The organism is Aeromonas sobria (genome assembly GCF_006243315.1).
Classification (GTDB): Bacteria; Pseudomonadota; Gammaproteobacteria; order Enterobacterales; family Aeromonadaceae; genus Aeromonas; species Aeromonas sobria_A.
The window spans coordinates 1-21,044 of sequence record NZ_NKWE01000038.1 but is presented as its reverse complement, the minus strand read 5'-3'; the positions used below and the strand labels follow the sequence as shown (position 1 = coordinate 21,044).

Annotated in this window: 17 protein-coding genes; 9 read left to right on the top strand and 8 right to left on the bottom strand. The window is 57.3% G+C overall.

Features of this window, described 5'->3' with window-relative positions; translation table 11 throughout:
* Window positions 1-13: 13 nt before the first annotated feature.
* The 3 genes from CF137_RS12065 to CF137_RS12055 all read left to right on the top strand — a co-directional run bounded on the left by CF137_RS12065 (window position 14) and on the right by CF137_RS12055 (window position 4,281).
* Window positions 14-1,315 (top strand): L-cysteine desulfidase family protein, encoded by a 1,302-nt coding sequence (locus CF137_RS12065; RefSeq protein ID WP_162511938.1) that lies wholly within the window; start codon window positions 14-16, stop codon window positions 1,313-1,315.
* 138 nt (window positions 1,316-1,453) lie between these two features.
* Window positions 1,454-2,854 (top strand): L-cystine transporter, encoded by a 1,401-nt coding sequence (locus CF137_RS12060; protein WP_101318446.1) that lies wholly within the window; start codon window positions 1,454-1,456, stop codon window positions 2,852-2,854.
* A 98-nt stretch (window positions 2,855-2,952) separates the two neighbouring features.
* Complete coding sequence (locus CF137_RS12055; RefSeq protein ID WP_139719242.1) at window positions 2,953-4,281, top strand: CoA-disulfide reductase; 1,329 nt, start codon at window positions 2,953-2,955, stop codon at window positions 4,279-4,281.
* 137 nt (window positions 4,282-4,418) lie between these two features.
* Here CF137_RS12055 and CF137_RS12050 read toward each other — a convergent pair whose 3' ends face one another.
* Window positions 4,419-5,174 carry an outer membrane protein assembly factor BamD gene (locus CF137_RS12050; protein ID WP_101318450.1) on the bottom strand — a complete coding sequence of 252 codons (756 nt, stop codon included), beginning with the start codon at window positions 5,172-5,174 and terminating at the stop codon, window positions 4,419-4,421.
* 117 nt (window positions 5,175-5,291) lie between these two features.
* Here CF137_RS12050 and rluD point away from each other — a divergent pair, with 117 nt between their 5' ends.
* The 3 genes from rluD to clpB all read left to right on the top strand — a co-directional run bounded on the left by rluD (window position 5,292) and on the right by clpB (window position 9,887).
* Window positions 5,292-6,272 (top strand): 23S rRNA pseudouridine(1911/1915/1917) synthase RluD, encoded by a 981-nt coding sequence (rluD, locus tag CF137_RS12045; protein WP_101318452.1) that lies wholly within the window; start codon window positions 5,292-5,294, stop codon window positions 6,270-6,272.
* 132 nt (window positions 6,273-6,404) lie between these two features.
* Entirely contained in the window at window positions 6,405-7,142 is a 738-nt protein-coding gene (pgeF, locus tag CF137_RS12040; protein ID WP_139719240.1) for a peptidoglycan editing factor PgeF, read from the top strand.
* 171 nt (window positions 7,143-7,313) lie between these two features.
* Window positions 7,314-9,887 carry an ATP-dependent chaperone ClpB gene (gene clpB, locus CF137_RS12035; protein WP_101323362.1) on the top strand — a complete coding sequence of 858 codons (2,574 nt, stop codon included), beginning with the start codon at window positions 7,314-7,316 and terminating at the stop codon, window positions 9,885-9,887.
* 334 nt (window positions 9,888-10,221) lie between these two features.
* Here clpB and CF137_RS12030 read toward each other — a convergent pair whose 3' ends face one another.
* The 4 genes from CF137_RS12030 to arcA form a co-directional block, all read right to left on the bottom strand.
* Window positions 10,222-11,628: a YfcC family protein gene (locus CF137_RS12030; RefSeq protein ID WP_139719237.1), complete on the bottom strand. Its 1,407-nt coding sequence runs from the start codon at window positions 11,626-11,628 to the stop codon at window positions 10,222-10,224.
* 123 nt (window positions 11,629-11,751) lie between these two features.
* Entirely contained in the window at window positions 11,752-12,756 is a 1,005-nt protein-coding gene (gene argF / locus CF137_RS12025; RefSeq protein WP_042017978.1) for an ornithine carbamoyltransferase, read from the bottom strand.
* 78 nt (window positions 12,757-12,834) lie between these two features.
* Window positions 12,835-13,761: a carbamate kinase gene (gene arcC / locus CF137_RS12020; RefSeq protein WP_101318460.1), complete on the bottom strand. Its 927-nt coding sequence runs from the start codon at window positions 13,759-13,761 to the stop codon at window positions 12,835-12,837.
* 62 nt (window positions 13,762-13,823) lie between these two features.
* Window positions 13,824-15,044: an arginine deiminase gene (gene arcA / locus CF137_RS12015; protein WP_101318462.1), complete on the bottom strand. Its 1,221-nt coding sequence runs from the start codon at window positions 15,042-15,044 to the stop codon at window positions 13,824-13,826.
* Between the two features lie 748 nt (window positions 15,045-15,792).
* Between arcA and CF137_RS22095 the strand changes: the two genes are divergently transcribed.
* The 3 genes from CF137_RS22095 (at window position 15,793) to CF137_RS12005 (ending at window position 17,081) form a co-directional block, all read left to right on the top strand.
* On the top strand, window positions 15,793-15,969 hold the full coding sequence (locus CF137_RS22095; protein WP_162850438.1) for a hypothetical protein: 177 nt from the start codon (window positions 15,793-15,795) through the stop codon (window positions 15,967-15,969).
* A gap of 97 nt (window positions 15,970-16,066) precedes the next feature.
* Window positions 16,067-16,714: an AAA family ATPase gene (locus CF137_RS12010; RefSeq protein WP_042012296.1), complete on the top strand. Its 648-nt coding sequence runs from the start codon at window positions 16,067-16,069 to the stop codon at window positions 16,712-16,714.
* Between the two features lies 1 nt (window position 16,715).
* Window positions 16,716-17,081 (top strand): CopG family transcriptional regulator, encoded by a 366-nt coding sequence (locus CF137_RS12005; protein ID WP_101323359.1) that lies wholly within the window; start codon window positions 16,716-16,718, stop codon window positions 17,079-17,081.
* A gap of 717 nt (window positions 17,082-17,798) precedes the next feature.
* Here the strand turns inward: CF137_RS12005 and hemN are convergent.
* From hemN to yihI, 3 genes are read right to left on the bottom strand one after another with little or no spacing between them, the layout of a single operon-like run.
* A complete protein-coding gene (gene hemN / locus CF137_RS12000; RefSeq protein ID WP_139719235.1) occupies window positions 17,799-19,172 on the bottom strand; it encodes an oxygen-independent coproporphyrinogen III oxidase in 1,374 nt (457 codons plus the stop codon).
* Between the two features lie 31 nt (window positions 19,173-19,203).
* A complete protein-coding gene (locus CF137_RS11995; RefSeq protein WP_042018081.1) occupies window positions 19,204-19,644 on the bottom strand; it encodes a DUF2489 domain-containing protein in 441 nt (146 codons plus the stop codon).
* 11 nt (window positions 19,645-19,655) lie between these two features.
* Entirely contained in the window at window positions 19,656-20,246 is a 591-nt protein-coding gene (gene yihI / locus CF137_RS11990) for a Der GTPase-activating protein YihI (protein WP_139719233.1), read from the bottom strand.
* Window positions 20,247-21,044 lie beyond the last annotated feature (798 nt).

Below are 21,044 nucleotides of genomic sequence, written 5' to 3'. Positions count from 1 at the left end.
GGGCGCCATGAACATGAGAAACACCGCAATGAAAGCACAATGGACCGACTTTATTACCCTGCTCAAGCGGGAAGTGGTACCGGCCCTGGGCTGTACCGAGCCGATGTCGGTCGCGCTGGCGGCGGCTAATTGTCGCAAGCTGCTGGGGGAGACCCCGACTCGCATCAGCGTCTGGGTCAGTGGCAACCTGTTCAAGAACGGCATGGGCGTCGGGGTGCCGGGCACCGGCATGATCGGCCTGCCGGTGGCGGCGGCAGTCGGTATCACCGGCGGCAACCCCGATGCCGGGCTGGAGGTGCTCAACACCTTGACGCCAGAACAGGTGGAAGCGGCCAAACTGCTGTTGCCCTGCATTGCGGTGGATGTGAAAGATGTGCCGGACGTGCTCTATGCCGAGGTGCTGGCCGAGGTCGAAGGCCACAGCGCCCGGGTGGTGATCTGTACCGACCACACCCGCATCATTCTGATGGAAAAGGATGGCGAGGTGCTGATGGAGCAAGACAGCGCGCCCGGGGTGCAGATCCAGCCCGCCAAATCCGCCAAGCCGACCATGACCTTGCAACAGATCGTGGAGTTTGCCCTTGAAGTGCCGCTGGCCGAGATCGACTTCATCAAGGCGGCAGCCACCATGAATCAGGCGCTGGCAGATGAAGGGCTGCACGGTTACGGCCTGCAGATCGGCAAGATCCTCACCGAACAGGTAGAGCGCAAGCTGCTCTCCGACGATCTGATGACCCTGGCGATGCGCCTCTCCTCCGCCGCTTCCGATGCACGGATGGATGGCGCCATGCTGCCCGCCATGTCCAACTCTGGCTCGGGCAATCAGGGGATTGCTGCCACCATGCCAGTGGTCGCTGCCGCCCGCTTCCTCAAGGCAAGCGACGAGCAGCTGACCCGGGCACTGGTGATGAGCCATCTGGTGGCCATCTACATCAAGACCTATCAGAACAAGCTATCGGCTCTTTGCGCCGCCAGTACCGCCGCCATGGGCTCCGGTGCGGCCATCACCTGGCTGCTGGGCGGTCAGTATCAACAGATCAGCCACTGCATCAACAACATGATTGGCGATGTCTCCGGCATCATCTGCGATGGCGCGGGCAGCGCCTGCTCCATGAAGGTCTCCACCTCCACCTCGGCGGCGGTGAAGTCCTCGCTGATGGCCATCAACAACCTGCATGTGCCCCAAAGCGAAGGGATCGTCTCCGATGACGTGGACGAGACCATCGCCAATCTGGGCCGCCTCTCCAAAAAGGGGATGCTGGATACCGATATCGAGATCATCAACATCATGCGAGCGAAACAGCAGAAGCGTTGAGTTCGCGCTAAGGGGGGCAACAGACCCCCCTGGTTCATGTCATGACGGGTCAGGCCGTCTGACACTACGGTTGCCAGGACAAGCATGGCGCTTGTTCTTATTTCTCGGGCGTAAGCCCGCTTTTTGGGGAGTCATACCATGACATTCAGCGTTATCGGTAATCTGGCCATCCTGGCCATGTTGCTGTTCTTTCTCTACCGGTTACAGCAAAAACATGTGAGCTTCACCCGCAGGGTGTTTGCCGGTCTGGGCCTTGGCATCCTGTTCGGTGCCGCTCTGCAGCTGCTCTATGGCGCCGGTTCACCGGTCATAGTCCAGACCATCGACTATCTGGATATCGTGGGTGGCGGTTATGTGAAGCTGCTGCAGATGATCATCATCCCGCTGATCATGGTCTCCATCATCAGCGCCATCTTGAAGCTCAATGGCGGTACCGCCCTTGGCAAGATTAGCGCCATGACCATAGGCGTACTGATCTTCACCACCGCCATTGCCGCCGGTGCGGGCATCCTGATGTCCAACCTGTTCGGCCTGACCGCCGAAGGGCTGACCTCCGGCGCCGCCGAGAGCGCCCGTGGTGCCGCGCTGCAGACTACCCTCGGTAGCGTCGAGAGCATGTCGTTTGCCAAGATGATGCTGGAGTTCATCCCTGCCAACCCCTTCCTCGACATGACAGGGGCGCGCAAGACCTCCACCATCGCCGTGGTGATCTTCTCCATCTTCATCGGCATCTCTGCCACCGGCATCGCTCGCAAGAAGCCGGAGATCTTCGCCAGTTTCGGCCACTTCATCGCCGTGGCTCACGCCATCGTGATGCGAATGGTGACCCTGGTGCTGCGTCTGACCCCGTTTGGCGTGCTGGCGCTGATGACCAAGGTGGTCTCTGGCTCCAACTACACCGACATCATCAACTTGCTTAGCTTCGTCATGGCCTCTTATGGTGCCATCGCTATCATGTTCGCGGTACACCTGCTGCTGGTGAGCATGGTCGGCATCAACCCGCTGCGTTTCCTCAAGAAGATCACCCCGGTGCTGGCCTTTGCCTTCACCTCGCGCACCAGCGCGGGCTCCATCCCGATGAACGTACAGACCCAGACCAAGTCACTGGGTATTCCGGAAGGGATCGCCAACTTCGCCGCCTCCTTCGGTTCCACCATCGGCCAGAACGGCTGTGCCGGTATCTATCCGGCGATGCTGGCGGTGATGATTGCCCCGACTGTCGGGGTCAACCCGATGGATCCCGGCTTCATCATGACCCTGATCGCCATTATCACCGTCAGCTCCTTCGGGGTGGCCGGGATTGGTGGTGGTGCTACCTTTGCTGCGCTGATCGTGCTCTCCGCGCTGGACTTCCCGGTGGCGCTGGCCGGTCTGCTGATCTCCATCGAGCCGCTGATCGACATGGGCCGCACCGCGCTGAACGTCTCCGGCTCCATCACCGCAGGGACGGTCACCAGCCGCCTGATGGGCGAAACCGACATGCATGTGTTCAACAGCGATCACGAAGTGAGTCTGGACGGCGAAGAGTCCACCGTCTGATTTGCTGCAGGTTGATCTGCGCGTGGAAAGGGGTGACCCTTTCCCGCCATAGACCGCAGGGAGGGCATGCCCTCCCTGCGCCATTGAGAGGAAAAACTATGAGAATCCTGATCATCGGTGGCGAAGCCGCCGGTATGAGTGCGGCCGCCAAGGCGCGCCGACTGGCCAAAGAGGCCGAAATCGTGGTGTATGAAGCCTCCGAGGTGATCTCCTTCGGTGCCTGCGGCCTGCCTTACTTCGTCGGTGACGAGTTTCAGGAGCCCGGCTACATGGCCGAGTTCACCCCCGAGCAGTTCGCCGCCAAGGGGATCGAGGTCAAGATTGGCCATCGGGTGCTGAGCGTCGACGCAACAGCCCAGACCCTGCAGGTGGAGCACAACGGCGACACCTTCACCGATCGCTACGATCGGCTGATGATCGCCACCGGTGCCCGCGAAGTGATGCCCCCCATCCCCGGCTTGCAGCAACAAGGGGTATTTAGTCTGCGCCGCATGGCCGACGGACTGGCGCTGAAGGCGGCGGTACAAGACAAGAACAATCGCCGCGCAGTGGTGATCGGCTCCGGCTTTATCGGGCTGGAAGTGGTAGAGGCGCTGGTCCATCAGGGCAAAGAGGTGCGGCTGATCGAGCTGGCGGATCGGGTCATCCCTGATGCGTTTGATGGCGAGATCACCCAACACATCGAAACCGAACTGCGCGAGCAAGGGGTCTCTCTCCATCTGGGTGAGCGAGTTGAAGCGCTGCTGGGGGATGGCCGGGTGACCGGCGTGCGAACCTGCCAGGGCGAGTACGAGGCCGATATCGTGGTGGTCTGCACCGGGGTCAAGCCCAACACCGAGTTTCTGGCCGATACCGGCATCGAGCGGCTCGGCAACGGCGCCATCAAGGTGGACCGGCAGGGGCGCAGCTCGCTGGCCAATGTCTGGTCGGCTGGCGACTGTGCCAGCGTCTGGCACAGCGTGAAGCAGCAGCAGGTCTATGTGCCGCTCGCCACCATCGCCAACAAGCTGGGGCGCATGGTGGGTGAGAACCTGGCCGGGGCCGAGCAGGAGTTCCCGGGCACCCTCGGCTCTGCGGCGCTCAAAGTGCTGGGGCTGGAGGCGGGCCGTACCGGCCTCTGTGAGCAGGAAGCCAAGGCGATGGGCATCGACTATCGCACCGTGGTGATCAAGGACAAGTGCCACACCAACTACTGCCCGGGCCAGTCCGACATCCACATCAAGCTGGTCTATGAAGCGGGCAGCAAGCGGCTGCTGGGCGGCCAGATCCTCGGTCGCAAGGGGGCGGTCCACCGCATCGACGCGCTGGCGGTGGCCATCACCATGGGAGTGACCACCGAGCAGCTCGGCATGCTGGACTTTGCCTACGCGCCGCCCTTCTCCCGCACCTGGGATGCCCTGAACGTGGCAGGCAATGTAGCCAAGTAGCCGAACCGTAATGACGGCGCATCAGCTGCGCCGTCAGCCAATTTATCCGCCGACCACGCTGGTCTGCAGATAAATTGCAGGCATAAAAAAACCGATGCCTTGGCATCGGTTTTTTGTTACCGGTTCATTCACATTACTCAGCCACGGCCGAGACGATTGTCCGGGTAGTTCTTGGCCAGCACTTCGCGGGCATTCTTGGCCAGCTGCGGCATCTTCAGGGTCTCGTAGGACTCGACCATGATCTCCAGCGCAGCCTCGGTTTCAGCGGTGTCGGGATAAGTCTCGACAATCAGCTTGGCCCGGTTGGCAGCGGCGATGAGCGCATCACGCTTGACGTAGTACTTGGCCACGCTCAGGTCATATCTGGCCAAGCGATTCTTCAAGCCAGTCATGCGCGCGCGTGCATCGGCGGCATAGACGCTGTTGGGATAATTCTGCAGCAGGGTCTTGAAATCCTGGAAGGCCTGACGGGCATAAGCCGGGTCTTTGTCGTCCCGATCGATTCCGAACAAGTCCTGGAAGAAATTATAATCCGCCGCCATGTTGGTCAGGCCGCGCATATAGAAGACGTAATCGATATTTTTATGCGCCGGATTAAGGCGGATAAAACGGTCGATATTGGCAATCGCCTGAGCGGTGTCATCCTGCTTGTAGTAGGCATAGATGAGGTCAAGCTGAACCTGGTTTGAGTAAGCACCGAACGGATAACGAGAGTCCAAAGCCTCAAGTAATTCAGTAGCTTGCACGTAATTACCAACATCCAGTTTGAGGCGTGCTTTCTGGTACAGGGTCTCCGGCGGTTCGTCGGGTACCTTGGGTTTGGTGCTGGAACAGCCCGTGATCAAGGTAGCGACCAAGGCGAGCGACATCAGCAGGTGAGACTTCTTTCCCATCAACAACATCCGGTCCATTTCCACGAAATTGGCAAAGTATCCGTTATGCTTGGCTAAAAGAAAAGCTAGAATACCCTGATTATTTCGAATTGATACCCCCCGCTCAAGAGACCATACATGAGCCAGCATATTGAACTGACAGGCGAATTCCAGGATCACCAATTCGGGCAGCGACTCGACCAGGCCCTGGCCGAATTGTTTCCAGACTACTCCCGCACCCGCATCAAGGAGTGGATTTTACAGGACAGAGTGACCCTGGACGGTCAGGTTGCCAACACCCCGCGCGAGAAAGTGATTGCCGGGCAACAGGTGCATGTGGATGTCGAGCTGGAAGATGACACCCGCTGGGATGCCCAGGATATCGCGCTCAACATCGTGTATGAGGATGAGCATATTCTGGTGATCGACAAACCGGCTGGACTGGTAGTTCACCCGGGTGCAGGTACACCGGATGGCACCATCCTCAATGCCCTGTTGCACCGTTACCCCAGCATTGCCGAAGTGCCCCGTGCCGGCATAGTGCACCGTCTGGATAAAGACACCACAGGTCTGATGGTAGTTGCCAAGACAGTGCCAGCCCAGACTCATCTGGTGGAAGCGCTGCAGGCGCGCCAGATCACCCGTGAGTACGAAGCAATCGCCATCGGTCACATGACCGCAGGCGGCACTGTGGATGCGCCGATTGGGCGTCACCCGACCCAGCGTACCCACATGGATGTGGTGCCCAATGGCCGACCTTCCGTGACTCACTATCGGGTACATGAGAAGTTCCGTGGTCACACCCGTCTGCGTCTGCGCCTGGAAACCGGCCGTACCCACCAGATCCGTGTCCACATGGCACACATCAAGCACCCGCTGGTGGGTGACCCGGCATACGGTGGCCGTTTGCGCCTGCTGCGCAACGCGACCCCTGAGCTGACCCAGATGCTGCGTGGCTTCAACCGTCAGGCGCTGCATGCCACCATGCTGCAACTGGCACACCCCATCACAGGTGAAGTGATGCAGTGGCACTCCCCAACCCCGCAAGACATGGTGGAGCTGATGGAAGTGCTGCGTGCCGATACCCTCGTTAATCCGGATGACATCGTCTGGAGTTGATGAGCCAGGCGGGTATGCGACCGATCTTGCCGTAACCCGCCATCAAGCATGTCTGACACCCCAAACGGGGCGCCTTAACTGATGACAGCTAAGGCGCCCCGTTTTTATATCGGTGAATTGAAGGAGTCACAGATGAAATGGATCGAACCTGACTGGCCCGCGCCGGCCAACGTCAGAGCCCTGTCAACCACTCGGGATGGCGGGGTAAGCGAGGGGGTTTTCGCCGGGCTGAATCTGGGTGCCCATGTGGGGGATGATCTGGCGCGGGTCGAGGCCAATCGTGGCCACCTGCAACAGGTAGCGGCCATTCCCGGCCCCCTCAACTGGCTTAATCAGGTACACGGCACCGTCGTTCATCCGGTCAGTTGCCATTATGAGCAGGCACCGGACGCCGACGCGGCGTGCGCCCATGAAGTGGAGCAGGCCTGTATCGTGATGACCGCCGACTGCCTGCCGGTGCTGTTTTGTGATCGGGCCGGTACTGTGGTCGCCTCCGCCCATGCTGGCTGGCGTGGACTGAAAGAGGGCGTGCTGGAGGCGAGTATCGCCGCCATGGCTTGCGATCCTGTCGATATCCTTGCCTGGCTTGGCCCGGCCATCGGCCCCACCGCGTTCGAAGTGGGTGGTGAGGTGCGCGATGCCTTTATGGCGGAGCAGGCCGAGGCGGCGGCAGCCTTTGTGCCCTCCCCCAACCAGGGTAAGTGGCTGGCGGATATCTACCAGCTAGCGCGGTTGCGGCTGGCCCGCGCCGGGGTGAACGCCGTTTACGGCGGTGAGCACTGCACTTTCAGCGATGGCGAGCAGTTTTACTCCTATCGCCGCGACGGCCAGACCGGCCGGATGGCCTCCCTTATCTGGCTGACGGCCTGATTGCGCTCCCCGTCCTTTGGCTCAACAGGACGGGGATCCCGCCCCCGCCCCGTGTTGCAGAAAAAATAACCAGCCCTGCCCCTTGAAATAACCCGTACCGGCCGCATCTTTCTTGTCAGAAAGTTATGTTGTTTGCCGCGCAAGCGGCGTCTGCCTCAAAGGGGGAGTGCGATGCGTCTCGATCGCCTGACCAGCAAATTCCAGGTTGCTATTTCCGATGCCCAGTCACTTGCACTGGGTCGTGATCACCAATTTATCGAACCCGTCCACTTGATGACCGCACTGGTCAATCAGAACGGCGGATCAATCCGTCCACTGCTTACCCTGACCGGAATGGACATCAATACCCTGCGCTCGCGCCTTGGCGAAGAGCTGGATCGACTGCCCAAGGTAAGCGGGGTAGAGGGGGATGTTCAACTCTCCAGCGGCCTCGGCCGCCTGCTCAACGTCTGCGACAAACTGGCCCAGCAGCGCAAGGATCAGTTCATCTCATCCGAACTGTTCGTGCTGGCGGCCCTCGACGAGAAAGGCAATCTGGGTGAGCTGTTGCGCGCTCAGGGCCTGAGTAAAGAGAAGCTTGAAACTGCCATCGACAAGGTGCGCGGCGGTAGAAAAATTGAAGATGCCAATGCCGAAGAGAACCGTCAGGCGCTGGAGAAGTACACCATAGATCTGACCGAGCGGGCCGAACTCGGCAAACTCGACCCGGTGATCGGTCGTGATGACGAGATCCGCCGCACCATTCAGGTGCTGCAGCGCCGCACCAAGAACAACCCCGTGTTGATCGGTGCTCCCGGGGTCGGCAAGACCGCCATCGTGGAAGGGCTGGCTCAGCGCATCATCAACGGTGAAGTGCCGGAAGGGCTCAAGAACAAGCGGGTGCTCTCCCTCGACATGGGGGCACTGGTGGCCGGTGCCAAGTATCGCGGCGAGTTTGAAGAGCGGCTCAAAGCGGTACTGAGCGATCTGGCCAAAGAGGAAGGCAACGTCATCCTCTTTATCGACGAACTGCACACCATGGTCGGCGCCGGCAAGGGCGAAGGGGCCATGGATGCCGGCAATATGCTGAAACCGGCACTGGCCCGTGGCGACCTGCACTGCGTTGGTGCGACCACGCTGGATGAGTACCGTCAGTACATCGAGAAGGATGCTGCGCTTGAGCGCCGTTTCCAGAAGGTGCTGGTGGAAGAGCCGAGCGTGGAGGACACCATCGCCATCCTGCGCGGCCTCAAAGAGCGTTACGAGCTGCACCATCACGTGCAGATCACCGACCCGGCAATTGTGGCGGCAGCCCAGCTGTCGCACCGCTACATTGCGGATCGCCAGCTGCCGGACAAGGCCATCGACCTGATTGACGAGGCGGCGGCCAGCATCCGACTGCAGATCGACTCCAAGCCGGAGGCCCTCGATCGTCTCGAGCGTCGCATCATCCAGCTGAAACTCGAACAGCAGGCGCTGATGAAGGAGGATGACGACGCCAGTCGCAAACGGCTGGATCTGATCAATCAGGAGATTGGCGAAAAAGATCGGGAATACAACGAACTGGACGAAGTGTGGAAGGCCGAGAAGGCCGCCCTTGCCGGTACCCAGCATATCAAGGCGGCGCTGGAACAAGCCCGTCAGGATCTCGAAGTGGCACGCCGTGCTGGCGATCTGGGGCGGATGTCCGAGCTGCAATATGGTCGCATCCCCGAGCTGGAGAAACAGCTGGATCTCGCCACTCAGGCCGAGATGCAGGAGACCAGCCTGCTACGTAACCGGGTCACCGACGTGGAGATCGCCGACGTGCTGGCCCGTGCCACCGGCATTCCGGTGGCGCGGATGCTGGAAGGGGAGCGCGACAAGCTGCTGCGGATGGAAGAGCAGCTGCACAGCCGGGTGATCGGGCAGGAAGAGGCGGTTGAAGCCGTTTCCAACGCCATTCGCCGCTCCCGTGCCGGACTGTCGGATCCCAACCGCCCTATCGGCTCCTTCCTGTTTTTGGGGCCAACCGGGGTGGGCAAGACCGAGCTGTGCAAGGCGCTGGCAGAGTTCCTGTTTGATACCCAGGATGCCATGGTGCGGATCGACATGTCCGAGTTCATGGAGAAACACAGTGTAGCCCGTCTGGTGGGGGCGCCTCCCGGATATGTGGGTTACGAAGAGGGCGGTTATCTGACCGAGGCGGTACGCCGTCGCCCCTACTCGGTGATCCTGCTGGACGAAGTGGAGAAAGCCCACCCGGATGTGTTCAACATCCTGTTGCAGGTGCTCGATGATGGCCGCCTGACCGATGGTCAGGGCCGCACCGTCGATTTTCGCAACACTGTGGTGATCATGACCTCGAATCTGGGTTCTGATCTGATCCAGGAGCACCACTCCGAGAAGGATTACGAGGAGATGAAAGCCCTGCTGATGGAGGTGCTGACCCGCAGCTTCCGGCCGGAATTTATCAACCGGATCGACGAGACTGTGGTATTCCATCCCCTCGATGAGGCTCACATCAAATCCATCGCCCGCATCCAGCTCAAGAGCCTGATGGGCCGACTGGAGGCGCAGGGTTACGAGGTGACGGTGAGTGAAGCGCTGCTCGACAAGCTGGTACACGCTGGGTTCGATCCTGTCTACGGAGCACGCCCGCTCAAACGGGCAATCCAGCAAAAAGTGGAGAACCCGCTGGCGCAGGCCCTGCTCTCCGGTCGCATCGTGCCCGGCAAGACGCTGGTACTCGGGGCCGACAGCAACGGCTTGACCATGACCCAGTAAGTGGCCCGATGAAAGACCAACCCGTCACACCTTGCTGCTGACAAAACGCCATCGCTCGGTGTGCAAGAGCTAAAAAACCCCGAAACCATGGGAATGGTTTCGGGGTTTTTATCGCCATCACTGTCATTCGTGACTTCATTCATCCTGTCACGGCACTCAGTACTTCGGACTCTCCCCCTCTTCGCTTACTCTCGCGCTCATCCCCTCTCTGCGCAGAGAGTGGCTGCTGGACTACCGCGCCAACCCCACAGCGGGATATTCAAAAAATAATGCCAGTCAGGCTAACTGACTGGCATTCACCCTCGCGAGCTGTTGTTACATCTTGCGAGTCATCTTAGGAGAGCAGCGCCCCCAGGCTCAGGCAGACCACAATCAGCACAGTCAGGATACCGAGCAGCGGAGCCACCCATTTCAGCCAGCGCACATAGGGCACCTTGGCGATGGCCAGACCGCCCATCACCACGGCGGAGGTCGGGGTGACCAGGTTCACCAGACCGGACGCTGACTGGTAAGCAGTCACCACCAGATCGCGACCCACGTTGGCGAAGTCGGCCAGCGGCGCCATGATCGGCATGGTCAGTACGGCCAGACCAGAGGAGGACGGCACCAGAAAGGAGAGCACCAATTCCAGCACGAACATCACGTTGATGAACACCACGGTAGAAAGACCGGTCACGATCCCTTCTGCGCTGTGCAAAATGGTGTGGGTGATCATGCCGTTATCCATCACCACCACGATACCGCGGGCGATACCGATGATCAGGGCCACACCCAGCAGGTCGCGGGCACCGTCGATAAAGTTTGTGGTCAGCTCCTCTTCGCTCATGCGGGAGATGATACCGACTATGATGGCGGCAGCCAGGAACACGCCGGAGATCTGCGCCATCCACCAGCCCAGCACGGCCACACCGTAGATCATCACGGCGAAGGCGGCAACGAAGATACCCAGCACGATTTTACGGGTCAGGGTGAACTCCAGCATCTGGTCGCTCTTGTTGCCAAGGAAGTGGGCACGGTTCTCTTCCCACTTGTCAGCCACCAGGGATTTGCTCGGATCGCTGCGCACCATCTTGGCGTAACGCATGACGTAGGTGACACAGATCAGCCAGCCAGCTATCAGCATGGCGACACGCAGCCAGATACCGTCGGTAAAGGAGATACCGGCCGCGTTGGCGGCAATCACAGTGGCAAACGGGTTGATGGTAGAGCCTAGGGTACCGATACCGGCCCCCAGCAACACGGTTGCCGCAGCGACGACCGGGTCGAAACGGGCAGCCATCATCACCGGCACCAGCAGGGTGTAGAAGGGCAGCGACTCTTCAGCCATGCCGTAGATGGTACCCCCTGCGGCGAACAACGCCATCAGGATCGGGATCATCCACTCTTCACGACCACGCAGGCGGTCGGTAACACGTTCAATACCGGCATCGATGGCCCCGGTCTTGGTCACAATGCCAAGAAAACCACCGATGATCAGGATAAAGAGGGAGACGTCGATGGCGCCTGCCTCATAGGTTTCGTGGTTGTAGAGGCCATCGATAGGTGCCAGCAGCACATCGACGATCCCCTGAGGATTCCCCTCCACCAGCTTGTAGGTACCCGCCACCGGCACTTCTTTGCCGAGGGCTTCGTTCATGGTCATCTCGTATTTGCCGGCCGGCACTATCCAGCTCAGGGCGGCCACCAGGGCGATCAGCACAAACAGTATCGTGTAGGCTGACGGGAACTTGAATTTGGTCATGGTCCAGCTTCCTTCTGTGGGTGTGGTATCCATGCAGGCTGCGGGTTGTAGGGTTAGAGGTATTATGCCGCTGTCACATGGTCGAAAAGCCGGGGGTTGCCCCCCGGCACCACTACTGCGACCTTAGTCGCCCAGCGTAGCAACCATCACTGCCTTGATGGTGTGCATCCGGTTTTCGGCCTCGTCGAACACGATGCTGTGCTCGGATTCGAACACCTCCTCGGTCACTTCCAGGCCTTTCATGCCATATTTCTCAGCCACTTCCTTGCCCATGGTAGTCTCGTCGTTATGGAACGCCGGCAGACAGTGCATGAACTTCACGTCAGGGTTCTTGGTGGCGTTGATGACATCCATGTTGATCTGGTACGGGGTCATCAGTTTCACCCGCTGATCCCAGGCTTCTTTCGCTTCGCCCATGGAAACCCAGACGTCGGTGTAGAGGAAGTCGGTGCCCAGCACACCCTCTTTCACATCTTCGGTCAGGGTGATGCGCGCGCCGGTCTCTTCGGCGATCAGGCGGCACTTGGCAACCAGATCCTCTTCCGGCCAGAAGGCTTTCGGCGCGACCAGACGAATATCCATGCCCATCTTGGCGGCACCGACCATCAGGGAGTTACCCATGTTGTTACGGGCATCACCCAGGTAGGCGAACTTGATTTGATCCAGACGCTTGCCCTTGCCGTGCTCCAGCATGGTCATGAAGTCGGCCAGGATCTGGGTCGGGTGGAATTCGTTGGTCAGGCCGTTCCAGACCGGGACACCGGCGTAAGCGCCCAGCTCTTCCACGATCTCCTGGCCGTAGCCGCGGTATTCGATGCCGTCATACATGCGGCCCAGTACCCGGGCGGTGTCCTTCATGGACTCCTTGTGACCGATCTGGGAACCGCTTGGGCCGAGGTAGGAGACTTGCGCCCCCTGGTCGAAGGCCGCCACTTCAAACGCACAGCGGGTGCGGGTAGAGGTCTTCTCGAAAATCAGGGCGATGTTCTTGCCGGTCAGGTGTTTGCGCTCATAGCCACCGTATTTGGCTTTTTTCAGGTCGATGGCCAAGTCGATCATGTATTGGATTTCGCGTGGGGTGAAGTCCAGCAGTTTCAGGAAGTTACGGTTACGCAGATTAAAAGCCATGATGAGTTCTCTCTATATTTGTTGCAGACCAATTCGGGCAGTAGTGTTGACTACGCATTCTCAGTACAGATTCGTTAACTAGGCATGTTCGGTGCGAGTGGCGACGATATTGGTACCGGCTTCGCCCTTGAGGATGGCCAAGCCATCTTCCAGCGAACCGATGCCGACCATGCCACCGGTCGCTTTGACAAATTCACAGGAGGCTTCGACTTTCGGTCCCATGGAGCCTGCGTCGAATTTGACCCCGGCCAGCTCGTCCGGGCTGGTGACCCGCAGCGGATGCTGGGTCGGCTTGCCCCAATCCAGATAGACGGCATCGGCATCGGTCAGGATCAGCAGGGCGTCAGCCTTGATCTGCTTGGCCAGATAGGCGGCAGACATGTCTTTGTCGATCACCGCTTCGATACCGGTCAGGCTCTGGCCATCCCAGGTCACCGGAATGCCACCACCACCGGTACAGATGATGAGGTGGCCCTGAGCGATCAGAGTTTCGATGGCATCACCTTCGATGATGCGCTGTGGCAGCGGGGACGGCACCACGCGGCGGAAGAACTTGCCATCAGCCTTGACCACCCAGTGTTTCTCTTCTGCCAGAGCGCGGGCTTCCGCTTCGTCATAGACGGGGCCGATAAATTTGGTCGGATTGGCAAATGCCGGATCCTTGGGATCGACCTGCACCTGAGTCAGCAACGCGGTGACGTTGCGGCTCGGCATCAGATTTTTCAGCTCCTGGATCAGCATGTAGCCGATCATGCCCTGAGACTCGGCACCCAGCACATCCAGCGGATAAGGAGAGACCTTGGTGTAGGCACTGTTTTGCAGGGCCAGCAGGCCGACTTGCGGGCCGTTGCCATGCACCAGCACCACGTTGTACTCCTGAGCGATCAGGGCGATGGTCTTGGCGGCAGTGGCGATGTTCTTGCGCTGAATGTCCGCCTCAAGGGGCTCACCACGACGGAGCAGTGCATTACCACCCAGAGCGACGACGACAGTTGGTTTTTTCATAGTGGTTAATCTCGATTTTGGGTCTGTGTGGCGCCAGCCTCTGCCGGCGCCACGCCGTCTCATCAGATGCTGTCGCGTTCCATCGGGCAGCTCATGCAGCGGGCGCCGCCGCGGCCACGGCCCAGTTCATCACCCGGAATGGAGAGAACTGTGATACCGGCCTTGTCATATTTCTCGTTGGTGTAGGTGTTGCGCTCATAACCCACCACCACGCCGGGACGTACGGTCAGTACGTTGTTGGCATCGTTCCACTGCTCGCGTTCGGCTTCGAAGCTGTCACCGCCAGTAGTGATGAGCTTGAGCTGATCGACACCCAGCGCCTTCTCGATGGCGGTAACGAAGTAACCCTCTTCCTTGATGTTCATGCCGGTGGCGCCGCCCGGAGTCAGACTCCAGCACTGCAGATCTTTGCGAACCACTTCTGGATAAACGGAGAAGGTATCTATATCCATGTGAGTCATGACTGTATCCAGGTGCATGCAGCTACGGTGTTTCGGCAGCTCCATGGCGATGACCTGTTTGGCCTGACCATGTTTGAACAGGCTGCGAGCCAGATGCTCGACCCCTTGTGGCGTAGTACGCTCGGACATACCGATGAGCACAGCACCACGGCCGATGACCAGTACGTCCCCCCCCTCAATAGTGGAGTTGTCGTAGTCATGATCTTCGTCACCGAAGTACTTGATGAAGTCCTGCCCGGCAAACATCGGGTGCCAGCGGTAGATAGCCTTCACATGGTTGGTTTCGCGGCGACGGGCTGGCTTGGCCATCGGGTTGATGGAGACGCCACCGTAGACCCAGCAGGAGGTATCACGGGTAAAGAGGTGGTTAGGCAGCGGTTCAATGATGAAATCGGTTGGGGTGTGCATGCCAACAACCATGTTGACGCCGCGGTGAGGCATCTCGGAGTAGGTCAGGCCACCCGTCAGAATCCGGGCCAGTTCACGGTGCGGCATATCAGCAAGGAAGCAACGCACATCGTTGGCCAGAGAAGAGCCGAGGCGATAATCGGAGACCTGATGTTGCAGCAGCCAGGTTTTGGCTTCCGGCACATCCAGGGTTTCGGCCAGCATATTAGTCAGCAGGAAAACTTCGACATTCTGATCGCGCAGTACCTGAGCGAATTTGTCGTGCTCCTGACCGGCACGCTCTACAGACAAGACATCATCGAACAGCAGGTCCTGGCAGTTGGAAGGGGTCAGACGCTTCAGACTGAGGTTGGGGCGGTGCAACATGACACGGCGCAATTGGCCAACTTCAGAACCTACATTAAATTTGCTCATGATTAAATTCCGTCTAGCAGTGGTCCCTGCGAGTGATTGAATAGATTCCTTCTATTCATGCTCGTGGCTAAGGCGGGATATTCTTTATGTAGGGTATTCGGCTTATGTTCTATCCTGCCCTTGCCTTTCGAGACCGAGGTTAGACCTGCAAACCAACGCAAACTTAGACATTGATCACATTCACTCAGAACTGAATATATTCACCGCTCAATCTATGACCCCAGTAGCAAATCGCACATTTTCCAAACACTCCATGCTGAATAGCCATGCACAACCACCCTGCTATATTTCAGTTTGATTCGTTTTTTATTCATTCATGGTCAATGGCCGGATTAAATTAAAAAACAATAAAACCTTTAAAATCAATTAAATGAAAACATTTAAACAGGAGAGATGAATATTACCGTCTCGCTATTGAATACATCAGCATGACCACCGGATCGGAGGAGAAATAAAAACTCATATCCCCACACTTCATTGCATAAATCTTTTCTTGTCCCAGATCATGGCATTGATGTAATCCCCTTAGCTCCCTGCCCTGCACGCAATACTCTTCCCGATCCGATTCAACTCAATATGCACAAAGTGCGCATCCAGGCAGCTAACTATCCCGGTGAATCATCACAACGCCTTTTGATACTTTTTTCATTAACTGAATTTATTGGTCTCACCTTGCACTGCCACCAACCTCGACTTAACTCAGACAGTGATCCAGATCACATATGGATGGTTCAACCAAGGAGTTGTTATGAAGATGAAACCCATGCTGCTGCTCGCCACTTTGTTCCTGACTGCTCTACCAAGCCTCAGCCAGGCCGAAGGAGCTCCCGCCATGCCCATGGTGGTCTGCCATGTCGACAAGGCCCCCCAAATGCTGGTGCCCGACTATGTCTGCCGCTGGCATGGAGGTAAGGTTCATTACTAGTCGAAACAGCGAGAGGAGCATCACTCCTCTCGCCTTGTGATGAGACAGGCTCCTCCTATACTGAAATCAGCAGTTTTCTCATGGATAGGGGAACGTCATGATCTTGTTGGTCGGTGGAGAGAAGGGGGGAAGTGGCAAGAGCTGCCTGGCACAAAATCTGGCGGTCTACCTCAGATCCCAATTTCAGGGGGAAGTGTTACTGGTCGATTGCGACCCGCAGCGCACCACCTCTGACTGGATTCAGGAGCGCAATGACAACCCGGAGCTGCCACAAATCAACTGCGTTCAGCTCTACGGCAATATCCGCAACGATCTGCTCAGCCTGAAGAACCGCTACGACTACGTCATCGTCGATTGCGGTGGGCAAGACAACCGGGCACTGCGCTCCACTATGGCTGTCGCCACTCACGCCCTGATCCCCCTGCGCCCCAAGCGTCGCGACCTCAAGACCCTGCCCCATATGGAAGATCTCATCACCACCTGCAAGATGGTCAATCCGACACTCAATGCAGCAGTAGTGCTGACCCAGTGCCCCGCCCTGCCCAATCAGGTCAAACGCATTCTGGAGGCGAAAGAGGTCTGCTCTTCGTTCGGTGTCGATGTCCTGAACGCCATCACCTACGGCCGCAATGTTTACGATGACAGCGAAGAAAAGGGGTTATCAGTGATGGAGATCGAGCCTGACGGCAAATCTGCTGAAGAGATCAGGACCATCGCCAAAGAGTTCCTGCAAGTGGGGGTATGAGATGGGCCTGGCTGATCTGAAAAAAAAGCACCAGTTGCATCATCAAAAGAAGTTCACCGTTGACGAGTTTATCGAAGATGCGGAGTTCTACGCAAAAGGCACCCCCAAGGTGGTCAGCCTGGAACTGAACCAGCATAGGGATGAAGCCTTGTCCGCACTGGCCTTTATCGAGAGTGGTGAACACCTTAAACCCAGCTATAAGAAGGCCACCTTCTCGATGAGCGCGGTGGCCATCGACGAACTGGGCAATCTGACCCAGCAAGATGGCATGAACAAATCCCTGTTGCTGCGCCTTTTCACTCACTACTTCTCTTCGCTCACCCCGGAAGAGCGCCAGACCATCTATGAGCGACTCCAGCGCTCATAATTTCCCCATTCAGCCGATCTTTTGGCGCATCGCCAACCGACCCCGAATGACCACCATCAGACCGCAAAATCTGTTTCCAAAGTAACCAAAAAGCCGTGTAAGAGATCTGCCATTCCATATGTAAGCCAACCGCCGAAAAGATCCCCGAGATAATCGGAAGATGGGATCTTAAAACATGACAATGGAACACTTAACATCATGTTTATAAATGAATAAATAGAAACACCCTGCTTTCGAAACAGCTAATGACAAAAACGTTTTCCAATCTGACGTTGTAGCCGGTAAGAAAATCCTTATAGTTACTCATGCACGGACGCAATGAAGTCGGTCAGGAAGACTGGCTGCCAGGGTTAGGCAAATGGACTCACCACAGGATATGGTAAAGGACACCTCCCAGGACGGAGAAAGTGCGACGGGACAGGATGACTCGTCAGGCCAAGATGGCTAAAGGACACCCCAAAGGATTGGGAAGGGGAAACCTAAAGGAAGAGGTAAACAGTCAGGGATTGCAGGGAGCAACTTCGTTCAAGGATATGAGCGATACGACTACCGGGGGCGACGCAAGTCGCCCCCATCTTTTTGTCTGCGTTTCACCGCCCCATTGCTTGCCTCAGCGCAGCACCTTCTTGTCAGAACTTTCTCGACCCTCAGCTTAAGCAAAAATACCTATGGAAAGGGCGCCACAATGACGCCCTTTTCTGATCGGCAAACAAAAACTTATATCACGCGAGAGAACTGCTGTTGGCGCGCCTTGTTGCGCAGATAAACATCGAAGCACATGCAGATATTGCGGATCAACAGCTGCCCCGTGGACGAAACCTCCAGCCCAGCATCTGTCATGCGCACCAGTCCATCGTTGATGAAAGTCTGCAGCAGCTTGAGATCTTCAGCGAAATACTCCTTGAAGTTCAGGCCGAACATCTGCTCGACAACGGCAAAGTTAAGGCGAAAATCACAGATAAGCCGCTTGATCACCTCACGGCGGATCAGGTCATCCTGATTGAGCGAGCAACCTTTCCACTGAGCATGGCCCAGCTCTGTAACTTGGGCGTAGTACGCTTTTAGCTCTTTCTGATTCTGGGAGTAGGCATCGCCGATCATACTGATGGAAGAGACCCCCAGTCCCAGCAGATCGCAATCACCCTGGGTGGTGTAGCCCTGGAAGTTGCGGTGCAACGTACCCTCACGCTGCGCTACTGCCAGCTCGTCATCGGGTTTGGCGAAATGATCCATGCCGATGAATTGGTAACCCTGGCCGGTCAGAAAGGCGATCGTATCCTGCAGCATGGCCAGCTTCTCCTGCGGAGCAGGCATATCGTCTTCTTTCAGCTTGCGCTGGGCCGCGAAGCGACTCGGCAGATGGGCATAGTTGAAAATAGAGAGGCGGGCCGGATCGGTTTTTAGCACCTCTTCCAGCGTATGGTGGAAACTGGCACGATCCTGATGCGGCAGGCCATAGATAAGGTCGAGGTTGGTAGAGCGAAAGCCCAACGTGCGGGCCCGTTCCAACATGGCTTTAATAAAGTCGTTGTCCTGCTCGCGGTTTACCGCGACCTGCACAGCCTTGTTAAAGTCCTGTACCCCGAGGCTGATGCGGTTGAAGCCGACTTCTCGCAGCACATCCAGCATGGTAATGGCGATCTCGCGCGGATCGACCTCGATGCTGAACTCTCCCTCTTCGGCGAAGTGGAAGTGCTCACGCAGCATGGCCATCAGACGGCGCGTCTGTGCTTCATCCAGATAGGTGGGCGTACCGCCACCCCAGTGCAGCTGGGTGACCAGCCGATGCTTGAAGAGCGGTGCCTGCGCCTTGATCTCTTGTTCGAGGTAGTCGAGGTACTCGTCAGCCTTGTGCTGATGGCGGGTAATGACCTTGTTGCAGCCGCAGTAATAGCAGAGCTTGTGACAGAAAGGGATATGCACGTAGAGCGACAGATTGCGCTCGGGATACTGGCCGGCAGCGCGGACAAAATCCGGATAGCCGAAGCCCTCGTTGAACTCCAGCGCGGTGGGATAAGAGGTATATCGCGGGCCGCTGTAGTTATACTTTTCGATCAGGGCCTGATCCCACACAATCTGTTCTACTTGCACGCTCGCTTCCTCTCTTGTTGTTATTGACGGCTCATCGGCCTAACTGAAAATCCTTCAGTTGGGCCACATCCTTGAGGATCTGAGCCTCCAGCTCTGCCTCGTAGCCACTGCGGTCGAGATCCATCCTCATCACTTGGTTGCGTTTGAGGGCTCGCCTGGCCTCATGAGTCGGCATATCTTTCACCTTCTCATACAGTCCGTACAGACCCGGGAACTCGGTTGCAAATACCCGCCCACCCTTGATCTGCAACGCATCTAACAGATTGGTCAGTCGAATGGCACCTTCGGAGTAGTCGCACTGCCCCTCCTGCACCGCATGGGCAATAACTCGCACACTATCCAGAATTAGCTCATTGCGGGCAGCAATCGCCTGCGACTGCATTCCTTGCTGTCGTTTGAGCCTGGCTAGCAGCATACCGGCATAGATGGCCAAGCCTGACAAAATCAGGCCGCCCAACAGGGCGGCCAGCATCCACTCACTCATCACTTTTTCTTCGGCTCAGGTTTTGGCTCAGGCTTGTAATCGACCTGAGTGAAACGATCCCACAGCTCCTCTTCGGAAGCAGGCTGTTGTGGTTCGTCGAACCCGCCATCATCATCACCATCGAACGGGAGGTCATCCTCGTCTTCATCGTTATCGTTATCGATGATCCCCAGCTCATCCATCAGCACCTGATAACGGTCAACACGCTGATCAACCCAGGCCTGCTCGGCAGCTTCCAGGGTTTCACCGGCATCAAGACGATCCAGCAGATCATTCAAGCGATCATCATTTTCGATAGAGGCCAGCTCCTGCTCAGGCGTCATCGCCAGTTTCTTCTCTTTTAGCGGCTTGGTCGTCGTCGGCTTCTTCTGCTTTTCATCCAGCACCAATACAACCGGCTTGCGTGAACCGATCCGTGGGTCTTTGGGCTGCTTATTCGAGTTATTGTTTTGTTGCTCGGCTTGCTGACGAGAGCCTGCCTTCAGGCCCTTGCGCTTGGCAGCCCGCTTACGCTCACGACCTTCCTGAGCACTGACATCAGATTCTTGGCGCTTACCGGTAGGCTTGCGAGTGGGTTGTTTAGCAGACATGAATGGCTAACTCCGAAAAATAACTGGATTGAACCCGAACCCGGGATGATCTGACCCGGTGGGATACGATGCGAGGAACAGTAAGGCTGGAACAAGAACAGGATCTCGCCCCAACTCGGCCAAAAGTGGCCACTGAACACCGCAGGATCGGTATCCTCTGGGCATGTTGCTGGTATTTTGACACAGAATGGCTAATCGGGTTAATGACCCCAACGAAAAAAGGCAGCCGAAGCTGCCTTGATATGTTTATGCGAGTAGATCCTGAAGGGCAAAACAGTATGCTTTACCCTTTCTACTTAAGACTTCTCATCACGTCATATCTTGGTGTGGTCATCCTGACCTTATGTTAAGTCGTTCCTGAATGTGCGTGTGCCTGTTTGACCCGCCTCGACCGCATCCTGCCATCGTGCCGGGGAGTCTGCATCCCGCAACCCATCCCGCTCCGGAGATGGTCACCATCCTGATCCTTCAATCCCTTGCCAGCTCATGCGAGCCCATGGCATCCCGCCACGCCTGCCATCCTCTGCTCACAACATCCCGTTGTGAAAACCGCCACCCAATCCGTGGGTGAATCCATTGAGTCTACTGTATCAACTCTATAAGGTGGCTCAATCCACTCAAAGCATTCTCAATATGCCGAAAAATATCAAATTGCACATAATCAATTGATAAATAATAAATATTTAAAATTGTATGCAATTTAATGAGCCTTGGCCTGCCGCGAGAATGGAAGATCTCTTACAGAACGGGGGGATTAAACCGAGCATTATCGCCAAGCCATAAAAAAGGCTATGTCCC

What these genes read in the sequence shown, in the direction of transcription:
- CF137_RS12005 (WP_101323359.1), top strand. Translation starts at nt 16,716, where the DNA reads ATGGGCCTGGCTGATCTGAAAAAAAAGCACCAGTTGCATCATCAAAAG.
- arcA (WP_101318462.1), bottom strand. Translation starts at nt 15,044, where the DNA reads ATGAGCAAATTTAATGTAGGTTCTGAAGTTGGCCAATTGCGCCGTGTC.
- CF137_RS22095 (WP_162850438.1), top strand. Translation starts at nt 15,793, where the DNA reads ATGAAGATGAAACCCATGCTGCTGCTCGCCACTTTGTTCCTGACTGCT.
- CF137_RS11995 (WP_042018081.1), bottom strand. Translation starts at nt 19,644, where the DNA reads ATGCTGGCCGCCCTGTTGGGCGGCCTGATTTTGTCAGGCTTGGCCATC.
- rluD (WP_101318452.1), top strand. Translation starts at nt 5,292, where the DNA reads ATGAGCCAGCATATTGAACTGACAGGCGAATTCCAGGATCACCAATTC.
- pgeF (WP_139719240.1), top strand. Translation starts at nt 6,405, where the DNA reads ATGAAATGGATCGAACCTGACTGGCCCGCGCCGGCCAACGTCAGAGCC.
- CF137_RS12050 (WP_101318450.1), bottom strand. Translation starts at nt 5,174, where the DNA reads ATGGGAAAGAAGTCTCACCTGCTGATGTCGCTCGCCTTGGTCGCTACC.
- CF137_RS12010 (WP_042012296.1), top strand. Translation starts at nt 16,067, where the DNA reads ATGATCTTGTTGGTCGGTGGAGAGAAGGGGGGAAGTGGCAAGAGCTGC.
- CF137_RS12030 (WP_139719237.1), bottom strand. Translation starts at nt 11,628, where the DNA reads ATGACCAAATTCAAGTTCCCGTCAGCCTACACGATACTGTTTGTGCTG.
- clpB (WP_101323362.1), top strand. Translation starts at nt 7,314, where the DNA reads ATGCGTCTCGATCGCCTGACCAGCAAATTCCAGGTTGCTATTTCCGAT.
- CF137_RS12060 (WP_101318446.1), top strand. Translation starts at nt 1,454, where the DNA reads ATGACATTCAGCGTTATCGGTAATCTGGCCATCCTGGCCATGTTGCTG.
- CF137_RS12055 (WP_139719242.1), top strand. Translation starts at nt 2,953, where the DNA reads ATGAGAATCCTGATCATCGGTGGCGAAGCCGCCGGTATGAGTGCGGCC.
- argF (WP_042017978.1), bottom strand. Translation starts at nt 12,756, where the DNA reads ATGGCTTTTAATCTGCGTAACCGTAACTTCCTGAAACTGCTGGACTTC.
- CF137_RS12065 (WP_162511938.1), top strand. Translation starts at nt 14, where the DNA reads ATGAGAAACACCGCAATGAAAGCACAATGGACCGACTTTATTACCCTG.
- arcC (WP_101318460.1), bottom strand. Translation starts at nt 13,761, where the DNA reads ATGAAAAAACCAACTGTCGTCGTCGCTCTGGGTGGTAATGCACTGCTC.
- yihI (WP_139719233.1), bottom strand. Translation starts at nt 20,246, where the DNA reads ATGTCTGCTAAACAACCCACTCGCAAGCCTACCGGTAAGCGCCAAGAA.